Consider the following 18,776-nt stretch of genomic DNA (forward strand, 5'->3'; position numbering starts at 1 on the left):
CTTAATGTTTAAGGATATACATCGTCTGGCTATAGGCCACATCCTCCGGATTGGTTATCGGATAACCCTGTACCCAGGGTTTGATCAAACGACCGTTGGTATATTGATAAATCGGCGCAATCGGCACCTGCTCGGCAATCATATCTTCCGCTTTATTATAATCCGCGTTGAGGCGCTGCGGATTGGTTTGTCTGCTGGCCTCGGCGAGCAGGCGATCGTAGGCGGGATCGTTGAACTTGGCGATATTGCCGCTGTGGGCGGCGGTTAATAACGACAGGAAGGTGGAAGGCTCGTTGTAATCCCCTACCCAGGAGGCGCGCACCACGTCAAAGTTACCGGTGTTGCGGCTGTCGATATAGGTTTTCCATTCCTGGTTCTCCAGCTTGACGTTGACGCCCAGCTTTTTCTTCCACATCGAGGCCACGGCGATGGCAATTTTCTGGTTGCTCTCCGAGGTGTTGTACAACAGGCTCAGGCTGAGCGGTTTCTCCGGGCCGTAACCGGCGGCCTTCAGCAGGACTTTGGCCTCGGCGTCCAGCTCTTGCTGGCTGTGCCGCTGCAGGACATTCTGCGTTGGCGTAAAACCCGCGGTCACATCCGGTGTAAAATGCCAGGCGGGTTTTTCGCCTGAGCCAACCACTTTTTCAGCGATAATTTTACGATCGATGGCGTAGGACAATGCCTTGCGCACCCGCACGTCGCTGGTGGGCGGACGACGGGTGTTAAACGCGTAATAGTAGGTACCGAGCTGATCCGGGGTATAGACCTGGCCGGGAATATCCTTGAGCAGCTTTTGGTACATATTTTTAGGGAAGGATTCAGTGATATCGATATCGTTGGCCAGATAGCGGTTGAGGGCGGACGACTCCTGGTTAAGAGGAATAAAGGTGACCTGGCTTAACACCGTATGCTGATGATCCCAGTAGTGTTCATTGGGGGTCAGGACGATTTTTTCATTTACCACCCGTTCGCGCAGCACAAACGCGCCGTTGCCCACCAGATTGCCGACCTTGGTCCAATCGTTGCCGTATTTCTCAACCGTGGCGCGATGTACCGGAAACAGGCTGAAATTGGCGGTCAGGCTGGCAAAATAGGGTACCGGCTTGCTGAGCTGTACCTTCAGCGTGTAGTCGTCCGGCGCGCTGACCCCGAGCCGTTCGGCGGGCAGTTTGCCGGCGGTGATATCGGCGGCGTTTTCCAGGCCGGCCAGATCGGCGAACCAGGCGAAAGAGGACAGGTTTTTCGGATCGGCCAGACGCCGCCAGCTGTAGACAAAATCATTCGCCGTGACAGGGTCACCATTTGACCAGCGCGCGTCGCGCCGCAGGTGGAAAATAAAGGTACGGTTATCGTTGGTCTGCCAGCGGGTCGCCACGCCCGGGATCAGGTTGCCCTTGGCATCCTCGTTAACCAGCCCTTCATACAGGTCGCGCACCACCTCGGCTTCCGGCAGGCCGACCGCTTTGATCGGGTCGAGGGAAGCCGGCTCGTCCTTGATATGGCGCACCAGGTGTTGCTGTTCGGCCAGCTGCGCGCCTTCAGGAACCGTGGCGGCCCAGAGGTTGCCGCTAAGAGCGATAATAAACGACGCACATAGGGTATAGTTAAAACGCGGCATGGCATTATCCTTGTTATCGTAACCGTTGCATAGCGACCCCGCGCTTTCCCGGTGTTTTCCCAGCCGGGGATAATAACGCCAGACGTTTTGCGATAGAGTATACAGATCAATGTAACGTATTATTTTCGGTCAGGAAACAGCATGATGTCAATTCAACCACGTTCACTGCGGGGAGCGTTGCCGTCCCTGGGCGAGCCCTATGGCCGGTCGGTGCTGGGCGCGCCGTTGCTTTATTTTCCGGCCGCCGCCGGACCGGACGCCGGCCTGATTATCGCCGGGACCCATGGCGACGAGACCGCAAGCGTGGTGGCGCTCTCATGCGCGTTGCGCACCCTGGGGCAAGCCCCGCGTCATCACGTGATACTGGCGGTAAACCCGGATGGCTGCCAATTGGGACTGCGGGCCAATGCCAACGGCGTGGACCTGAACCGCAATTTTCCCGCCGCCAACTGGCAGCCGGAGGATACGGTGTATCGCTGGACCAGCGGGACGCCCGAGCGTGATGTGTTGCTGTCCACCGGCGACCACGGCGGCTCGGAGCCGGAAACGGCGGCGTTGTGCCGGTTGATAGCACGGCTGGCGCCCGCCTGGGTGGTGTCGTTTCATGAACCGCTGGCCTGCGTGGAACAAGCCGCGCAGTCGCCTTTGGGCGTCTGGCTTGCGGCGCGGCTGGCGCTGCCGCTGGTGGCAAGCGTCGGCTATGACACCCCGGGTTCGTTCGGCAGTTGGTGCTCGGAAGGCGGCCTGCCCTGTATTACCGCCGAATTTCCCGCTATCTCGGCCGACGCCGCCACCGATCGGTATCTGTCGGCGCTGGTGGACTTGCTGAACTACGATGGCCATGGCGCGCGCGGCCTTTAATCCGCCGGTTTTGAGTTCGGCGCCGGGCTTGCGGCAGCGTTTATGCGGGATCGGCGGGGGTTTCGCTTGCGGCCCCCCGCCCATTGCTGCGGTGTTATCCCAGGTTGATGGAGCCGCAGGCGAAATCAAGATGCGGTTCGGCATCCAGCGCCAGCCAGGTGGGACCGTCGAGGTCGATAAACCGCGCCCCGGGCGTCAGCGGCAGCGCGGCGGCGATAGCGCGCGACGTGCACAGCATGCAGCCGAGCATAATGCCAAACCCCTGTTCCCGCGCCTGTTGCGCCAGCAATAGGGCTTCCGTGAGGCCGCCGGTTTTATCGAGCTTGATATTGATCATTTCGTAGTTATCGCGTAAAGCGGGCAGCTGCTGGCGGGTGTGGCAGCTTTCGTCGGCGCAGATGGGCAGCGGATGGATAAAGTGTTGCAGCGCGGCGTCCTGCTCGGCGGGCAGCGGCTGTTCAAGCATCGCCACCCCTAAATCCGCCAGCAGCTGGCAGCGGGCCGCCAGTCCTTCCGGTTGCCAGGCCTCGTTGGCATCGACAATCAGCGTGGCGTCCGGCACCGCGGCGCGGATGGCCACCATGCGCTCGGTGATAAGCCGATCGTCGAGCTTGATCTTCAGCAGCCTGGCGCCCGCTTGCCAATAACCCAATGCCGCCTCGGCCATGCTTTGCGGGTCGTTGATGCTCAGCGTTTGCGCCATGGCGATGGTCGCCGGCAACGCCACTCCCGCGCGTTGCGCCAGGGTTTGGCCGGCAAGCCGGCATTCCAGGTCCCAGAGCGCGCAATCGACGGCGTTGCGCGCCGCGCCGGCCGGTAGCAGTTGCTGTAATACGTCGCGGGTGACATCCTGTTCCACCGGATGGAGCACGGCGGCAAGTTGCGCCATCACCGATTGCTCGTCTTCGCCATAGCGGGGGTAAGGCGTGCATTCACCGATACCCTTGACCCCATCCTGTTCTATCTCCACCACCACCACGCGGGCTTCAGTACGGCTGCCGCGCGAGATGACAAACGGCGTATGCAATGGCCATGCCTCCGGATAGAAACGCATTACTCTCATTATTTACCCTCAGATAATCATTAATAAAATCAAAATTAAACAACCCTGCCGGCAAACGCAAGGCACTGACTGTTTTTCTGGCAGGGATTGAGGGTCAGCCTTCGCTCTCGTCGCCGGATTTTTTAACGCCGAGGCCGTAGTCGCGCAGTTTATTGGCAATGGCGGTATGGGAAACGCCCAGGCGCTTGGCCAGTTTGCGGGTGCTGGGATAGGTGCGATACAAGCGGGTCAGCACGGAACGTTCGAAGCGTTTGCTGATTTCATCCAGGGATCCGTCGAGGTTTTCCTCGGTCATCGGCAGCGCCAGGGCAAAATCCGGCAGATCGATATCGGCGGCGCGCAGTTCGTCCGCGTCCAGTTGCGCCATGGCGCGGGTCAAGACGTTTTTCAGCTGGCGAACATTGCCCGGCCAGGCGTAATGGGTCAGCATCGTCGCCAGGTCGGGAGCGACCCGCGGGCGGGCGATGCCCTGCTCATCGCAGAACTGGGCGATAAACAGCGCGGTGAGCGGCATGATATCGTCCGGCCGATCGCGCAGCGGCGGCAGGTTAAGCGTCAGCACGTTCAGGCGATAATAAAGATCCTCGCGAAACTGTCCCTTATGGACCATTTCCAGCAGGTTTTTCTGGGTGGCGCAGTAGACGCGCACGTCCACATGCATTTCGCGATCCTCGCCGACGCGGCGGAACGTACCGTCATTCAGAAAACGCAGCAGCTTATTTTGCATGCTCGGCGACATTTCGCCGATTTCGTCCAGCAATACCGAGCCGCCGCCGGCCTGTTCAAAAAAGCCTTTCTTGCCCTCGAGGGCATTGGGATAAGCGCCGGCGGCATGACCGAACAGTTCGCTTTCGGCCACGTCGTCCGGCAGCGCGGCGCAGTTCAGCGCCAGGAACGGCTGTTTGCCGCGCCGGCTGCGCAGGTGGCAGGCGTGGGCCAGTAAATCTTTGCCGGTGCCGGTCTCGCCGGTTATCAACAGCGGCGCGTCCAGCATCGCCATCCGCCTGGCCCGGTCGAGCGTTTGGCGCATGGCCTGGCTGACGGCGATAATATGGCTGAACTCGCTATCGTCGTTTGGCGCGTGGTCCTGTAGCTGACGGCCCATGCGCATCGGCGATTTGAGCAATATCACCCCACCCGCCGTGGCCATGTTACCGTCTTCGCCGCAAAGCTGGACCGGGCTGATATCCAGCAGGTAATCCTGGCCCTTGATCACCACCCGCAGGCTCTCGGGGGCCTGCCGGCCGCTTTCCAGCCAGCGCACGACGTTAAAACCGCCGATCAGCTGGTTCACCGGCTGTTGGTGCAGCTGCTCGGCGCGCTGGCCGAACAGGGCAAGCGTCGCGGGATTGACCAGTTCCACCCGTCCTTTGAGATCGATGGACAGCACCGGCTCCGGCATGGCGGCCAGTATCGCTTCCAGCGCGCGGTGCTCGCGTTCGGAGGGCATGAACGCCACGGTACGCACGTCGCTGACGCCGGGGATGCGGCGGATTTCCGCCATCAGCCCGCGAAAGGTGTCAATCTCGAGCGTGGCGATGTTAATGTGGATCCGCCCGCCGGGATCGATTTCAATGCCGCGCAGGTCGATGCCGCGCGCTACCAGTAAATCCAGCAATTCCCTGGCCAGACCGAGGCGGTCTTGACAAATAACTTCCAAACGCATGTACGCCTCTTACCCTGATGACATCATTGGCTACATAATACGTGGCGATGCGTCCGGGAAGAAGTCATCTGTCACAAAAAGTTGACGCAATGGAAATATTTCAGCCCGGACCGGACAGGGCCGCCGCGCGCGCGGCCTTGCAAGGGCCGCGGCGGCAGGCGGTCAGGGGGCGGGTTTACGCTCAAGCAGGGCCTTAAGCTGGCCGATAATTTCCCGGCGATAGTCGCCCAGGCGCGGTTTGTCGCCGTCGATCCAGGGCAGCGGGCGGCACAGCTCCATGGCCTTGATGCCCAGGCGCGCGGTCAGCAGGCCCGCGCCCATGCCTTGGGCCACGCGGGCGGACAGGCGCGCGGTAAGGTCTTGCGACATCCAGTCCAGGCCGACTTCCCGCACCCATTCGCTGACGCCGGCAAAGGCGATATTCAGCAACACCAGACGGAATAACCGGATGCGGCTGAAATACCCCACTTCAATGCCATACAGCGCCGCCACCCGGTTGATAAGCCGCAGGTTGCGCCAGGCGATAAACCCCATATCCACGATGGCCAGCGGGCTGACCGCGATCATCAGCGCCGACTCGGCGGCGGAACGGCTGATTTCCGCGCGCACCCGGCCGTCAATGACCGGCTGCACCATTTTGGCGTACAGCATGACCACTTCGCGATCGCTGTGGGTATCATGCAGCATGGCCTGCCAGCGCCGCAGCGCCGGATGGGCGTCGTCAATCCCGGCCTGCCTGGCCAGGCGCAGGCAAAACTCGCGGCCCCGCCCCAGCGCGTGGCTGCGCAGCAGCTCCGCGGCCAGATCGCGTTCTCCGGCCCGTTGGCGCAGTTTGTATAACCGCCGCCATTCGGTGGCAAGCGATCCCGCGCCCGCCAGGACAAACAGGGCGCCGGCGCCCAGCCCGCCCAGCGCGAGCCAATCCTGCTGCTGCCAGGCGCGCGCGGTCCACAGCGCCCCCTGCGCCGCCGCGCTCGCCACCAGCAGCCCGGTGCCGGCCATAACCATGCGGCGCCAGATGCTGCGTCTTGGCCGCAGGGCGTTGACCAGCAATTGCTCCGCCCGCCCTTCTTCATCCTGCTCGGACGGCGCCTGGGGATGAAACCGTTCCGCCTGTTGCGGATCAAAGGCGTGCCTGGCGCGCAGCGCGGGCTCCGGCGGCGGCGCAAGCGGCCCGTTCTGCTGTGGGGTGAAATCAATCCGGGGCTTAACGGGATCGCTCATCGTAATTTATCTCCCAATAAAAACTCCATCACCGCATCCAGGCGAATATGCGGCAGCGGCCGGTCGGGGTCCATATCGCGCGGACGGAAACTTTCAAAGGCGAAGCCCTGCTGGCGCCAGAAGGCGGCGCCCGGCAAACGGGCCGGCACGTCGCCGGGATAAAAGGTCAGCGGCTGGTTGTCATCCAGACGATGTCCGTGAAGGGCTGGAACAGCGCCGCCCTGATGATCGACCAGGCCGCTTTGCGTGGCCTGCACCGACGCCAGCCCCGCGCAGTCCATGGTAATGCCTTCAAACGCAGCGTTCTGCCAGGCATCCTGAACCAGTTGCTGCAATAGCGATACCAGGTTGGCCTGCTGATCGGTGGTGACGTGATCGGCCTTGCTGGCGGCGAACATCAGCTTATCGATGCAGGGGGAAAACAGGCGGCGGTAAAGGCTGCGCTTGCCATAATGAAAGCTTCTCATCAATTGGGTCAAGGCCAGGCGCATATCGTTAAAGGCATGGGGCCCGTTGTTGAGCGGCTGCAGGCAGTCAACCAGCACAATTTGCCGATCGAAGCCGGTAAAGTGCTGTTTATAAAAGCCCTTGACCACTTCCTGGCAATAATAATGATAGCGCGCGCGCAGCATGCCGAGGTTGGAGGTTTTTGCCGCGCGCGCCAGCCGCGCTTCGCCGTCGTCGGTCACATCCGGCCAGGGAAAAAACTGCAGCGCCGGCGCGCCGGCCATATCGCCGGGCAACACGAAACGTCCCGGCTGGATAAAATGCAACCCCCGGCGCTTGCAGCGCAGCAGGTAATCGGTATAGGCGCGGGCGATGTCCGCCAGCGCCCGTTCGTCGGCCGGCGCCAGCGGATCCAGCGCGGCGCATTTTGTCAGCCACGGCGCCGCCCATTCCGCGCGCTCGCCCTGCAGCAGGCCGTTCATCTGCCGCGACCAGGACAGGTAGTCCTGCTCCAGCATCGGCAGATCCAGCAGCCATTCGCCGGGGTAATCGACGATTTCCAGATACAAGGTGCCGGTATCCTTGATATGGCGCCAAAGGGCGTCGCGGGAGCGATAGCGCAGCGCCAGCCGCATTTCGCTTACGCCGCGCGTCGGCGCCGGCCAGGCGGGCGGCGTGCCGTACAGTGCGGCGACGCCTTCGTCGTACGCAAAGCGCGAAATGCCCAGATGACGCTGGGGCACCCGTTTGGCGCCGAGCAGCCGGCCGTCGCGCACGGCGGAAAACATCGGCAGGCGCGCGCCGCTGTTGACCATCAGCAGTTGATTGACAAAAGAGGTAATAAACGCGGTTTTGCCGCTGCGGCTCAGGCCGGTGACCGCCAGGCGCAGGTGACGATCCAGGCCGCGGTTCAGCAGCGCGCCCAGATCGGTTTGCAACCGGCTCATGGCGCTACCGGTTTATCAAGCGGGTGAAAGAAGCAAACAATCGGCGTCGGGGCCTGAGCGAACATATATCCCTCCTGGGTAAAAAACCCATTATGTCGCGCCAAGGGCCAACAAACAAATCCTGGCCGTCAAGGCTTCGGCGCGGCGGCGCCCGCCCGGTAGTCCATGTGCTTGAGATCCTCGATAAGCGACGGTCCCGTCGGTTCCCACCCGAGCTGCGCGCGAGTCCACGCGCCGGAGGCCCGCATGTCCAAGCCGGCGAATATGTTGAACCAGCCGAAGTGTTGCGCGGCGTCCCCGGCTGACAGGGAGATCGCCGGAACGCCTAGTCCCGCGGCCACCAGCTCGGCTATGGTGCGCGCCGGTATGCCTTCCTCGGCGACGGCATGATAACGCGCGCCCTTGCGACCCTTGGCCAGGACAAGCCCATAAAGTTTCGCCACGTCAAGCACATGGGCGGCCGGCCAGCGGTTGGCGCCTTCGCCGATATAGGCCGCAACGCCCCTTTCACGCGAAATCTCGATAAAAGTCGAAATGAGCCCTTGCCTGAACGTATCATGTACCTGCGGAAGCCGCACCACGCGCACGTCGATCCCGGCCCGCAGCAGTTCGTTGCCCGCCAGTTCGGACGCCACGCGCGGGTTGGGATGGTTCGCGTTGAAAACATCCTCGGTCGCGGGCCGGCCCTGTCCGGCATCCCCCATTCCGGTACCGGATGTGATGATAAGCGGCCGATCGGAACCCTTGAGCGCGGCGCCCAAGGCGTTGATCACCCGCCGGTCTTTTTCGCAATTCGCCACGAAGTTCGAGAAATCGTGATCGAATGCGGTATGGATAACGGCATCCGCCCCGGCCGCGGCCGCGCTCAGGCTTTCCGGGTCTTCCAGGGTGCCGCGGTGCGCTTGCACGCCGGTTGCCTCAAGCGTCCGGGCGCCGGCGTCGGATCTTGTCAAGCCGAGAACCTGATGCCCGGCCGCAAGCAGTTCTGGCACGATGCGCGAGCCGATAAAGCCGGTCGCGCCAGTAAGAAATACGCGCATAAAATACCTCCTGAGTTGTCCAGCGGGCAGTATCGGCTTAATGGCATGACGATAAAAGTAGTGACGTTATCATGGTATAAGGAGTAATAGGATGCTGGAAAGTGTACGCCGCCCCGCGGGCTATCGCTTGCGGCCGGGGGGCTTATCCTTTGCCCTCCGGCGGACAGGTTAGAGCTGGCGAAAGCGGTTGCGCAGGCCGAAGGCGTCGGAGGTGACATACCGTTCCACCTCGCGCAGGCGCTGGTCGCCGTCCTGTAGCTGAAGCTCCAGCAGATCGAGCTGCCGGGCGGGATCCAGGCGCGAGCGCCCCGCCGGTTCCTCCACTGACGGCGCCGGCTCAAGCCAGTATGCCAGAATGGCGTAGGCGACGATGGTCAGCAAGAACAGCCCGAAAAACATCGACAACACCACGATAATGCGCACCAGTTTTACCGGTACGTCCAGATAATGCGCCACGCCGGCGCAAACCCCTTTGAACATGCCGTCATCGGGCCTGAGGTACAACGGCTGTTTGAACGCGCGCGCCATGTTATTGCCTCCAATCGGGGTGTTCGGCATCCAGGATATCCTCCAGCGCCCGGATGCGCGCCTGCATACGCTGCGCTTCTTCGCTGAGCGCGGCCAGACGGCGGCTGTCCTGCGCCTGTAATACCGAACCCTGCCGGCGGCGGCTGTTATAATGCAGCCACAGCCACACCGGCGCCACGAACAGGATAAAAATGGTCAGCGGAATGGCAAGCACAATTGACACGGCTTCCATGATGGCTCCTTTTGGTGGCTTTTATTATTCGCTTTGGTTCATTTTGGCCTTGAGCGCCGCCAGCTGGGCGCTGATTTCATCGTCCGCCCGCAGTTCGGCGAACTGTTGATCCAGCGATTTCTGCTTGCCGAAGCCGACGCTTTCCGCCTCCGCCTCCATGTGATCGATACGGCGCTCGAACTGTTCGAACCGGGCCATGGCTTCATCAATCTTGCCGCTGTCCAACTGGCGCCGGATATCACGCGAGGAGGCGGCCGCCTGGTGGCGCAGGGCAAGGGTTTTCTGGCGGGCGCGGGTTTCGGCGAGTTTATTTTCCAGTTCGCCGATTTCACGTTTCATGCGATCGAGCGTTTCCTCGATCACCGCGACATCCTGGCGCAAGGTGGCGATAAGGGTGGTCAGGCGCTGTTTTTCCATCAGCGCGGCGCGCGCCAGATCTTCTTTGTTTTTTGCCAGCGCCAGCTCGGCTTTGCCCTGCCAATCGGCCTGCTGGGTTTCCGCCTGGTCGATGCGCCGTAGCAATTGTTTCTTTTCCGCCAGCGCTTGGGCGGAGGTGGTGCGTACCTCGACCAGGGTATCTTCCATTTCCTGGATCATCAGGCGCACCAGTTTTTCCGGATCTTCCGCTTTATCCAACAGTGCGTTGATGTTGGCATTCACAATATCGGTAAAACGAGAAAAAATACCCATAACATGACCCTCTATTGATAATAATGGCCGCAACATGCTGACCTTGTTCACCACTCGACTATTACATTAACCATTACAATTACCATGCCAAGTTATCGCCTTGCTTAAAATGTTGATTTAAAGCCGTTTTTTTAATTGACGCCGGCGGCGAGCGGGTTATAGTGAGTATTATTACCAATTATTGGCGAAATTCACCATGAGCGAGACGCATGACAATTTGCTGGGGCAATCCAATAATTTCCTCGAGGTGCTGGAGCAGGTGTCGCGGCTGGCGCGCCTGACCAAACCGGTACTGGTGATAGGCGAACGGGGCACCGGTAAAGAGCTGATTGCACGCCGGCTGCATTACCTGTCGCCGCGCTGGCAAGGCCCCTTTATCTCCCTTAACTGCGCCGCGTTAAATGAAAATCTGCTGGATTCGGAATTGTTCGGCCATGAGGCCGGCGCTTTTACCGGCGCGCAAAAACGCCACCAGGGACGGTTTGAACGCGCCGACGGCGGCACCCTGTTTCTTGATGAGCTGGCCACCGCGCCCATGATGGTGCAGGAAAAACTGCTGCGGGTGATTGAATATGGCGAGCTGGAGCGCGTCGGCGGCAGCCGGCCGCTGCAGGTGGACGTGCGGCTGGTCTGCGCCACCAACGCCGATCTGCCCCGCCTGGCGAAATCGGGCGGCTTTCGCGCCGATCTGCTGGACAGGCTGGCGTTTGACGTGGTGGCGCTGCCGCCGCTGCGCGAACGGCAGCAGGATATCATGGTGATGGCCGAGCATTTCGCCATCCAGATGTGCCGGGAAATCGGCCTGCCGCTGTTTCCCGGTTTCAGCGCCCGCGCGCGCCGCACCCTGCTGGACTACGCATGGCCGGGCAATGTGCGCGAGCTGAAGAACGTGGTTGAACGCTCTATTTACCGTCACGACACCATTGATCGGCCGCTGGACGGAATCTTGCTGGACCCCTTTGCTGCGGTATCTCCACCACCCGCGGAGACGGAGATACCGCCCTCCCTGGCCGAACCGGCCGCCCTGCCGCTGGATTTGAAGCGTACCCTGGAACAGCAGGAGCGGCTATGGGTGGAACGCGCCCTGGCTCAGGCGCATTATAACCAGCGCCAGGCGGCGGCTCTGCTGGCGCTGACCTATCATCAACTGCGCGGCGTGATGAAAAAACACGGCATCAGGGTGGGCGGCGGTGAAAACCAGGGTTAAGCCTACGGCATTAGCCGCCGTTGCGCGTCCGGCGGCGGATGCCGGGGCGCTAAACGCCAGGCAAAAAAAAGCCAGCACCCAAGCTGGCTAAAATAATACTGGAAGCAATGTGAGCAATGTCGTGCTTACCCGTGGCAAACGAGGCCTGTCGCGAGTCAGCAAAACGATGATAATGGTTATCACTATCGATTGTAAAGCATTTTGTTGATAATTGTTCTCATTACCATACGGTTATTGGGGTTCTTTTCATCGCTTTGGCGTCTTTTAACCCGTTGCGTCGGCAATATTCGCGCCATGAATTGGGTGTCAAGGCAGAGTAAGGTAAACTGGTGCCATTGCCCCGCGGGATGTAAGAAGTGTATGCGAATGAATTGGTTTTCCCGGCAGGCGTGTTTTGCGCCGTCACGGCAGCGGCTCGTTTGGCGTCTGCATCCGGCTTGCGGTCGGCTGGCGTCGTGGGCGCTGCTTTGGGCGCTGTGCGGCCAGTTCGCCATGGCGGCGCCGGCGCCGCGGCCGGATATCCGCCAGAGCGGTTTTGTGTATTGCGTTAACGGAATGCTCAATACCTTTAACCCGCAGATGGCCAGCAGCGGGTTGACGGTGGACACCCTTTCCGCCCAGCTCTACGACCGCCTGCTGGCCGTCGACCCCTACACCTACCGGCTTATCCCGGAGCTGGCGCAAAGCTGGGAAGTGCTGGACAACGGCGCCACCTATCGCTTTCACCTGCGCAAGGGCGTGCCCTTTCAGCATACCGCCTGGTTTTCCCCGACCCGCACGCTCAACGCCGACGACGTGGTGTTCAGCTTTGCGCGCATGTTCGACCCGCGCCATCCTTATCATGATATCAACGGCGGCGCTTATCCCTACTTCGACAGTCTGCAGTTCCCCGATTCGGTGCACAGCGTGGTAAAGCTGGATAACGATACGGTGGAGTTTCGCCTCAACGCGCCTGACGCTTCATTCCTGTGGCATATCGCCACCCACTACGCGCCGGTGCTTTCGCAGGAATACGCCGAACAGCTGAGCAAGGCGGGGCGCCAGGAGCAAATCGATCGCCAGCCTGTGGGCACCGGTCCTTTTATGCTTAACGAATACCGGGCCGGCCAGTATATCCGGCTGGTGCGCAACGACCTTTACTGGAAAGGCCTGCCGCGCATGGCGCAGGTGGTCATCGACCTGGGGGCCGGCGGCATCGGCCGGTTGTCCAAACTGTTAACCGGCGAATGCGATGTGCTGGCCTATCCGGCCGCCAGCCAGCTGACCATCCTGCGCGACGATCCGCGCCTGCGCCTGACCCTGCGACCGGGGATGAATATCGCCTACCTGGCGTTCAATACCGCCAAACCGCCGCTGGACGATGCGCGGGTGCGCCACGCCATCGCGCTGTCCATCAATAACCAGCGCCTGATGCAATCGATTTATTACGGCACCGCCGAAACGGCGGCCTCGATCCTGCCGCGCGCCTCGTGGGCCTACGATAATGAGGCCAAGGTGACCGAGTATAATCCTGATAAGGCGCGCGAGATCCTGCGCTCCCTGGGCAAGGAGCGCCTGGAGTTGAGTTTATGGGTGCCGACCGCGTCGCAATCCTATAACCCCAGCCCGCTGAAAACCGCCGAACTTATCCAGGCCGACCTGGCCCAGGTGGGCATCACGCTGAGCATAGTGCCGGTGGAGGGCCGCTTCCAGGAAGCGCGGCTGATGGCCAACAACCATGACCTGACGTTGGCCGGCTGGTCTACCGACAGTAACGATCCGGACAGTTTTTTCCGCCCGCTGCTGAGCTGCGCCGCCATTCGTTCCCAGACCAACTATGCTCATTGGTGCCAGCCGCAGTTTGATGATCTGCTGCGCGCGGCGCTGCTGTCGCAGCAATTGTCGGGGCGAATGGATACCTATCGCAACGTGCAGAAAATGCTGGAGCAAGAGCTGCCGGTGCTGCCGCTGGCGTCTTCCCTGCGCCTGCAGGCGTATCGCTATGATATCAAGGGATTGGTGCTCAGCCCCTTTGGCGGCGCGTCTTTCGCCGGCGTATACCGGGAAGATCCCGAGGAACAGAAACCATGATTATCTTTACCCTGCGCCGGCTGGTGCTGCTGCTGATTACCCTGTTCTTCCTGACGCTGGTCGCCTTCAGCCTGAGCTATTTTACCCCGCACGCGCCGCTCGGCGGCGCGGCGCTGACCGACGCCTATCTGTATTATTTCAACAGCCTGCTGCACGGGAATTTCGGCGTATCGAGCATTAACGGCCAGCCCATCGGCGAACAGCTGCGCGACGTTTTCCCGGCGACGCTGGAGCTTTGCATTCTGGCGTTTATCCTGGCGCTGACCATCGGCATCCCGCTCGGCATTATCGCCGGCGTAACACGCAATAAATGGCAGGATGTGAGCATCAGCGTGTTTGCGCTTTTGGGGCTGTCGATGCCGGTGTTTTGGCTGGCCCTGCTGCTGACGCTGTTTTTTGCCCTGCACCTCGGCTGGCTGCCGGTTTCCGGGCGTTATGACCTGCTGTACCAGGTCAGGCCGGTCACCGGCTTCGCCCTGATAGACGCCTGGCTGTCCGATTCCCCCTACCGCCATGAAATGCTGACCAGCGCCCTGCGGCATATGGTCCTGCCCATTACCGCCCTGGCGGTGGCGCCCACCACCGAGGTGATAAGGCTGATGCGCATCAGCACCAATGAGGTGTTCAGCAGCAATTACGTCAAGGCGGCGGCGACGCGCGGGCTGACCCTGGTCGCCATTATCCGCCGCCACGTGCTGCATAACGCGCTGCCGCCGATCATTCCCAAGCTGGGCCTGCAGTTTTCCACCATGCTGACCCTGGCGATGATAACCGAGGTGGTGTTCAGCTGGCCGGGACTGGGACGCTGGCTGGTCAACGCCATTCGCCAGCAGGACTACGCCGCCATTTCGGCCGGGGTGATGGTGGTGGGGACGCTGGTTATCTGCGTCAACGTGCTGGCCGACGTGATAGGGGCGCTGGCCAACCCGCTGCGCCATAAGGAATGGTATGCTCTCAGATAACCTCTATCGCGAAAAACGCATGCCCAGCCCGCTGCGTCATATCTGGCGCATTTTTTACCATGACGCCCTGTCGATGATCGGCTTCTATGGGTTCCTCGCCCTGCTGTTGGTGTGCCTGTTCGGCACGGTGCTGGCGCCCTACGCGCTCGATCAGCAGTTCCTCGGCTATCAGCTGCTGCCGCCGTCCTGGTCGCGCTACGGTGATGTGTCGTTTTTCCTCGGCACCGACGATCTGGGCCGCGATGTGTTAAGCCGCCTGCTGACCGGCGCCGCGCCCACTTTCGGTTCGGCGCTGGTGGTGACCGTCGCCGCCTCGGTATTTGGCGTCGCGCTCGGCGTGCTGGCGGGCATCACCCGCGGTCTGCGCTCGGCGGCGCTTAACCATGTGCTGGACACCCTGCTGTCGATCCCCTCGCTGCTGTTGGCCATCGTGGTGGTGGCGTTTCTCGGCCCCAGGCTGGAGCATGCGATGCTGGCGGTGTGGCTGGCCCTATTGCCGCGCGTGGTGCGCACGGTATACGACGCGGTGCATGAGGAACTGGATAAGGAGTACGTGCTGGCGGTGCGTATCGACGGCGCGTCGATGATGCATATCCTGCGCTATGCGGTGCTGCCCAATATCGCCAGCGTCCTGGTTTCTGAATTTACCCGCTCGCTGTCGATGGCGATTCTGGATATCGCCGCGCTGGGATTTCTCGACCTCGGCGCACAGTTGCCTTCCCCGGAATGGGGCGCGATGATGGGCGATACCCTGGAGCTGGTGTATGTCGCCCCCTGGACGGTGATGTTGCCGGGCGGCGCCATCATGGCGAGCGTGCTGATCGTCAACATTGTGGGCGACGGGTTGCGCCGCGCCATGATTTCGGGGGTGGAATAATGCCGTTACTCGATATCCGTAATTTAACCATTGAATTCATGACCGCCGAAGGGCCGGTGAAGGCCGTCGACCGGGTAAGCTTTACCCTGACGGAGGGCGAAGTGCGCGGCCTGGTGGGCGAGTCCGGCTCCGGCAAAAGCCTGATTGCCAAAGCCATTTGCGGCGTCACCAAGGATAACTGGCGCGTCACGGCGGACCGGTTCCGCTTTGACGATATCGACCTGTTGCAATTGACGCCGCGCCAGCGCCGGCGCCTGGTGGGACATAACGTTTCGATGATTTTCCAGGAGCCGCAGTCGTGTCTGGATCCGTCGGAAACCATCGGCCGCCAGCTAAGCCAGGCCATACCCGGCTGGACCTATAAAGGAAAATGGTGGCAACGGTTCGGCTGGCGCAAACGCCGCACCATCGAGCTGCTGCACCGGGTCGGCATCAAGGATCACAAGGATATCATGGGCAGCTACCCTTATGAGCTGACCGAGGGTGAATGCCAGAAGGTGATGATCGCCATCGCCCTGGCCAATCAGCCCAGGCTGCTGATTGCCGACGAGCCGACCAACGCCATGGAGCCCACCACCCAGGCGCAGATCTTCCGCCTGCTGGCGGGCCTGAACCAGAATAACAACACCACCATCCTGCTGATAAGCCATGATATCCAGATGATGAGCAAATGGGCCAACCGGATCAACGTGCTGTACTGTGGCCAGACGGTGGAAAGCGCCACCTGCGAGGAGCTGATCGCGGCGCCGCATCATCCCTATACCCAGGCGCTGATGCGCGCCATCCCCGATTTCGGCCGTTCCATGCCGCCCAAAAGCCGGCTTAACACCCTGCCCGGCGGCATCCCGTCGCTGGAGAACCTGCCCATCGGCTGCCGCCTGGGGCCGCGCTGTCCTTACGCCCAGAAAACCTGCATTCAGATGCCGCCCCTGGTGCCCGTGAAAAACCATTGGTTCGCCTGCCATTTCCCGCTCAACATGGAGGGGCAATAACTATGGAGACCCTGCTGGAAGCGCGCAACCTGACGAAAACGTTCCGCTATCGCACCGGTTTGTTCACCCGCCGTCAGGTCGAGGCGGTCAAACCGGTCAGTTTTATCCTGCGCGAGGGGCAGACGCTGGCCATTATCGGCGAGAACGGTTCCGGCAAATCGACGCTGGCCAAAATGCTGGCCGGCACGCTGGCGCCCACCGCCGGCGAGCTGTTTATCGACGACCATCCCCTGACCTTCGGCGATTACCGCTACCGCAGCCAGCGTATCCGCATGATTTTCCAGGATGCCGGCAACGCCCTTAATCCCCGCCAGCGCATCGGGCAACTGCTCGACGTGCCGCTGCGGCTGAATACCGATTTGCCGGCCGCCGAGCGCGAGCGCGCTATCGACAAGACCCTGCGCCAGGTCGGGCTGCGCCCCGATCACGCTTTTTATTATCCGCATATGCTGGCGCCGGGACAAAAGCAGCGCGTCGGCCTGGCGCGGGCGCTGATCCTGCAGCCTAAGGTTATCGTGGCGGACGAAGCGCTGGCCGCACTGGATATGTCGATGCGCTCGCAGATTATCAACCTGATGCTGGAGCTCCAGGCCAAACACGGCATTGCCTATATTTACGTTACCCAGCACCTGGGGATGATGAAACATATCAGCGATCAGATTATGGTGATGCAAAACGGCGAGGTGGTGGAACGCGGCAATACCGCCGATGTGCTGGCCGCGCCGCTGCATGACCTGACCAAGCGCCTGATAACCAGCCATTTCGGCGAGGCGCTGACCGCCGACGCCTGGCGGCGCGACGGGGTTATCGTCTGACGGCGCGCCATGCCCGGCCATAACCCGGTATAGCCGGGGTATACAACTCACACGGCGATATATGTTACACTTCGCCGGTTTATCAACCTCGAAACGCGGCGTCGTTGGCGTCATCAAGACGCGACGCACGCATGTAATAATGATTACAAGGATTAATGCTATGGGTTTTCTTACCGGTAAGCGCATTTTGGTCACGGGCGTGGCCAGCACCCGTTCTATCGCATTCGGTATCGCTCAGGCGATGCGCCGTGAAGGCGCCGAACTGGCGTTCACCTACCAGAATGATAAGCTGAAATCACGGGTGGAAGGCTTCGCCGCCGAGCTCGATTCCAGCATCGTGCTGCCCTGCGACGTGGCCGAAGACGCCAGCATCGCGGCGCTGTTTACCGATCTGGCCAAGGTATGGCCGAACTTTGACGGTTTTGTGCATGCCATCGCCTTTGCCCCCGGCGACCAGTTGGACGGCGATTATGTCAACGCCGTCACCCGCGAGGGCTTCGCCATCGCCCACGATATCAGCTCCTATAGCTTCGTCGCCATGGCCAAGGCCTGCCGCCCCATGCTGAACCCGAATTCCGCGCTGGTGACGCTCACCTACCTGGGCGCCGAACGCGCCATCCCTAACTATAACGTCATGGGCCTGGCCAAAGCGTCCCTGGAAGCCAACACCCGCTATATGGCCAATGCCATGGGTCCGCAAGGCATTCGCGTCAACGCCATTTCCGCCGGCCCCATCCGCACCCTGGCGGCCTCCGGTATCAAAAACTTCAAGAAAATGCTGGCCCATTGCGAATCGGTCACGCCTATTCGCCGCGTGGTCACCATTGAGGACGTGGGCAATACCGCGGCGTTCCTGTGCTCCGATCTTTCCTCGGGCATCACCGGTGAGGTTATCCACGTGGACGGCGGCTTCAGCATCGCCGCCATGGGCGAGCTCGACGCCGAATAATACCCCGGCCCGCCTACACAGAATCTGAAGCGGCGTGGGGTTTTGCTGGCGCGTGCGGTGCGGTATATGTCGCGTTGGAGGAGATTTTCGCCGATGGCGGGTACGGGTACGGGTAATGTAGATTATGCCGCGTTGCGGGAGATTTCGCTTGCCTTGCGTGAGGCAGTTATATGTTATGCCGGGCGCCGGCAAGCGACAAGGAGGCCGTAACGCGACGGCCTCCTTGACCTCCGCGCGGCCGGCAGATCGCGCGCCGCTACGCGATACCTTCCGCCGCCCATGCCCCCGTTATGCACCGGCCCGTTATGCGCTCCCGGCGCAACCGGGCCTCGAGCCGCTCCCGGCGGCTCGTGCCGGGGTCATAGGCGACGTCAGCGCGCTTTATGCCGGGTTAAATGTCGCTGTTGGCAATGCATTATATGAAGCGATAGCGGGGCTGTTGCTTAGGATAGGATCCGCCATCGAAATAGGTTAACCATTCTGGGATGTAACAGGCACAACTAAAAGCAGATCATGCAGCCATACAAACATATGTACAGCATAAACATACCTATTTAACATTGAATATCGAGAATTGTGCACTCGGCA

General features: G+C 61.2%; 17 protein-coding genes. 8 read left to right on the forward strand and 9 right to left on the reverse strand.

Annotated elements, in window-relative coordinates:
• Nucleotide 1: 1 nt before the first annotated feature.
• A complete protein-coding gene (locus VGC33_RS22365; RefSeq protein ID WP_331122967.1) occupies nucleotides 2-1,618 on the reverse strand; it encodes a peptide ABC transporter substrate-binding protein in 1,617 nt (538 codons plus the stop codon).
• Nucleotides 1,619-1,759: 141 nt separating this feature from the next.
• Between VGC33_RS22365 and mpaA the strand changes: the two genes are divergently transcribed.
• The gene (gene mpaA, locus VGC33_RS22370) at nucleotides 1,760-2,479 is read left to right on the forward strand and encodes a murein tripeptide amidase MpaA (RefSeq protein ID WP_331122968.1); all 720 of its coding nucleotides are present in this window, start codon (nucleotides 1,760-1,762) and stop codon (nucleotides 2,477-2,479) included.
• Nucleotides 2,480-2,573: 94 nt separating this feature from the next.
• Here the strand turns inward: mpaA and ycjG are convergent, their stop codons facing one another.
• The 8 genes from ycjG to pspA form a co-directional block, all read right to left on the reverse strand.
• Complete coding sequence (ycjG, locus tag VGC33_RS22375) at nucleotides 2,574-3,542, reverse strand: L-Ala-D/L-Glu epimerase (RefSeq protein WP_331122969.1); 969 nt, start codon at nucleotides 3,540-3,542, stop codon at nucleotides 2,574-2,576.
• Between the two features lie 94 nt (nucleotides 3,543-3,636).
• Nucleotides 3,637-5,208, reverse strand: coding sequence for a transcriptional regulator TyrR (gene tyrR / locus VGC33_RS22380; RefSeq protein ID WP_331122970.1), 1,572 nt, complete (start codon nucleotides 5,206-5,208; stop codon nucleotides 3,637-3,639).
• 162 nt (nucleotides 5,209-5,370) lie between these two features.
• Entirely contained in the window at nucleotides 5,371-6,432 is a 1,062-nt protein-coding gene (locus tag VGC33_RS22385) for a YcjF family protein (protein WP_331122971.1), read from the reverse strand.
• Nucleotides 6,429-7,826, reverse strand: coding sequence for a YcjX family GTP-binding protein (locus tag VGC33_RS22390; RefSeq protein ID WP_331122972.1), 1,398 nt, complete (start codon nucleotides 7,824-7,826; stop codon nucleotides 6,429-6,431). Before VGC33_RS22390 ends, VGC33_RS22385 begins: the two co-directional genes overlap by 4 nt.
• A gap of 128 nt (nucleotides 7,827-7,954) precedes the next feature.
• A complete protein-coding gene (locus VGC33_RS22395) occupies nucleotides 7,955-8,866 on the reverse strand; it encodes an SDR family oxidoreductase (RefSeq protein WP_331122973.1) in 912 nt (303 codons plus the stop codon).
• Nucleotides 8,867-9,034: 168 nt separating this feature from the next.
• The gene (gene pspC, locus VGC33_RS22400; protein WP_331122974.1) at nucleotides 9,035-9,394 is read right to left on the reverse strand and encodes an envelope stress response membrane protein PspC; all 360 of its coding nucleotides are present in this window, start codon (nucleotides 9,392-9,394) and stop codon (nucleotides 9,035-9,037) included.
• A gap of 1 nt (nucleotide 9,395) precedes the next feature.
• Complete coding sequence (gene pspB / locus VGC33_RS22405) at nucleotides 9,396-9,617, reverse strand: envelope stress response membrane protein PspB (RefSeq protein WP_331122982.1); 222 nt, start codon at nucleotides 9,615-9,617, stop codon at nucleotides 9,396-9,398.
• Between the two features lie 33 nt (nucleotides 9,618-9,650).
• Complete coding sequence (gene pspA, locus VGC33_RS22410; RefSeq protein WP_331122975.1) at nucleotides 9,651-10,316, reverse strand: phage shock protein PspA; 666 nt, start codon at nucleotides 10,314-10,316, stop codon at nucleotides 9,651-9,653.
• A 196-nt stretch (nucleotides 10,317-10,512) separates the two neighbouring features.
• Here pspA and pspF point away from each other — a divergent pair, with 196 nt between their 5' ends.
• The 7 genes from pspF to fabI all read left to right on the forward strand — a co-directional run bounded on the left by pspF (nucleotide 10,513) and on the right by fabI (nucleotide 18,188).
• Nucleotides 10,513-11,523 carry a phage shock protein operon transcriptional activator gene (gene pspF, locus VGC33_RS22415; protein ID WP_331122976.1) on the forward strand — a complete coding sequence of 337 codons (1,011 nt, stop codon included), beginning with the start codon at nucleotides 10,513-10,515 and terminating at the stop codon, nucleotides 11,521-11,523.
• Between the two features lie 492 nt (nucleotides 11,524-12,015).
• Nucleotides 12,016-13,593 carry an ABC transporter substrate-binding protein SapA gene (gene sapA, locus VGC33_RS22420; RefSeq protein WP_331122983.1) on the forward strand — a complete coding sequence of 526 codons (1,578 nt, stop codon included), beginning with the start codon at nucleotides 12,016-12,018 and terminating at the stop codon, nucleotides 13,591-13,593.
• Complete coding sequence (sapB, locus tag VGC33_RS22425; protein WP_331122977.1) at nucleotides 13,590-14,555, forward strand: putrescine export ABC transporter permease SapB; 966 nt, start codon at nucleotides 13,590-13,592, stop codon at nucleotides 14,553-14,555. The genes sapA and sapB overlap by 4 nt, the downstream gene beginning before the upstream one ends.
• The gene (gene sapC / locus VGC33_RS22430; RefSeq protein ID WP_331122978.1) at nucleotides 14,542-15,432 is read left to right on the forward strand and encodes a putrescine export ABC transporter permease SapC; all 891 of its coding nucleotides are present in this window, start codon (nucleotides 14,542-14,544) and stop codon (nucleotides 15,430-15,432) included. Before sapB ends, sapC begins: the two co-directional genes overlap by 14 nt.
• Nucleotides 15,432-16,424 (forward strand): putrescine export ABC transporter ATP-binding protein SapD, encoded by a 993-nt coding sequence (sapD, locus tag VGC33_RS22435; RefSeq protein WP_331122979.1) that lies wholly within the window; start codon nucleotides 15,432-15,434, stop codon nucleotides 16,422-16,424. The genes sapC and sapD overlap by 1 nt, the downstream gene beginning before the upstream one ends.
• Nucleotides 16,425-16,426: 2 nt before the next feature.
• Complete coding sequence (gene sapF, locus VGC33_RS22440; RefSeq protein WP_331122980.1) at nucleotides 16,427-17,239, forward strand: putrescine export ABC transporter ATP-binding protein SapF; 813 nt, start codon at nucleotides 16,427-16,429, stop codon at nucleotides 17,237-17,239.
• Nucleotides 17,240-17,399: 160 nt separating this feature from the next.
• Nucleotides 17,400-18,188, forward strand: coding sequence for an enoyl-ACP reductase FabI (gene fabI, locus VGC33_RS22445; RefSeq protein WP_331122981.1), 789 nt, complete (start codon nucleotides 17,400-17,402; stop codon nucleotides 18,186-18,188).
• Nucleotides 18,189-18,776: the final 588 nt, after the last annotated feature.

Source organism: Acerihabitans sp. (assembly GCF_036398755.1).
Taxonomy (GTDB): Bacteria; Pseudomonadota; Gammaproteobacteria; order Enterobacterales; family Enterobacteriaceae; genus Acerihabitans.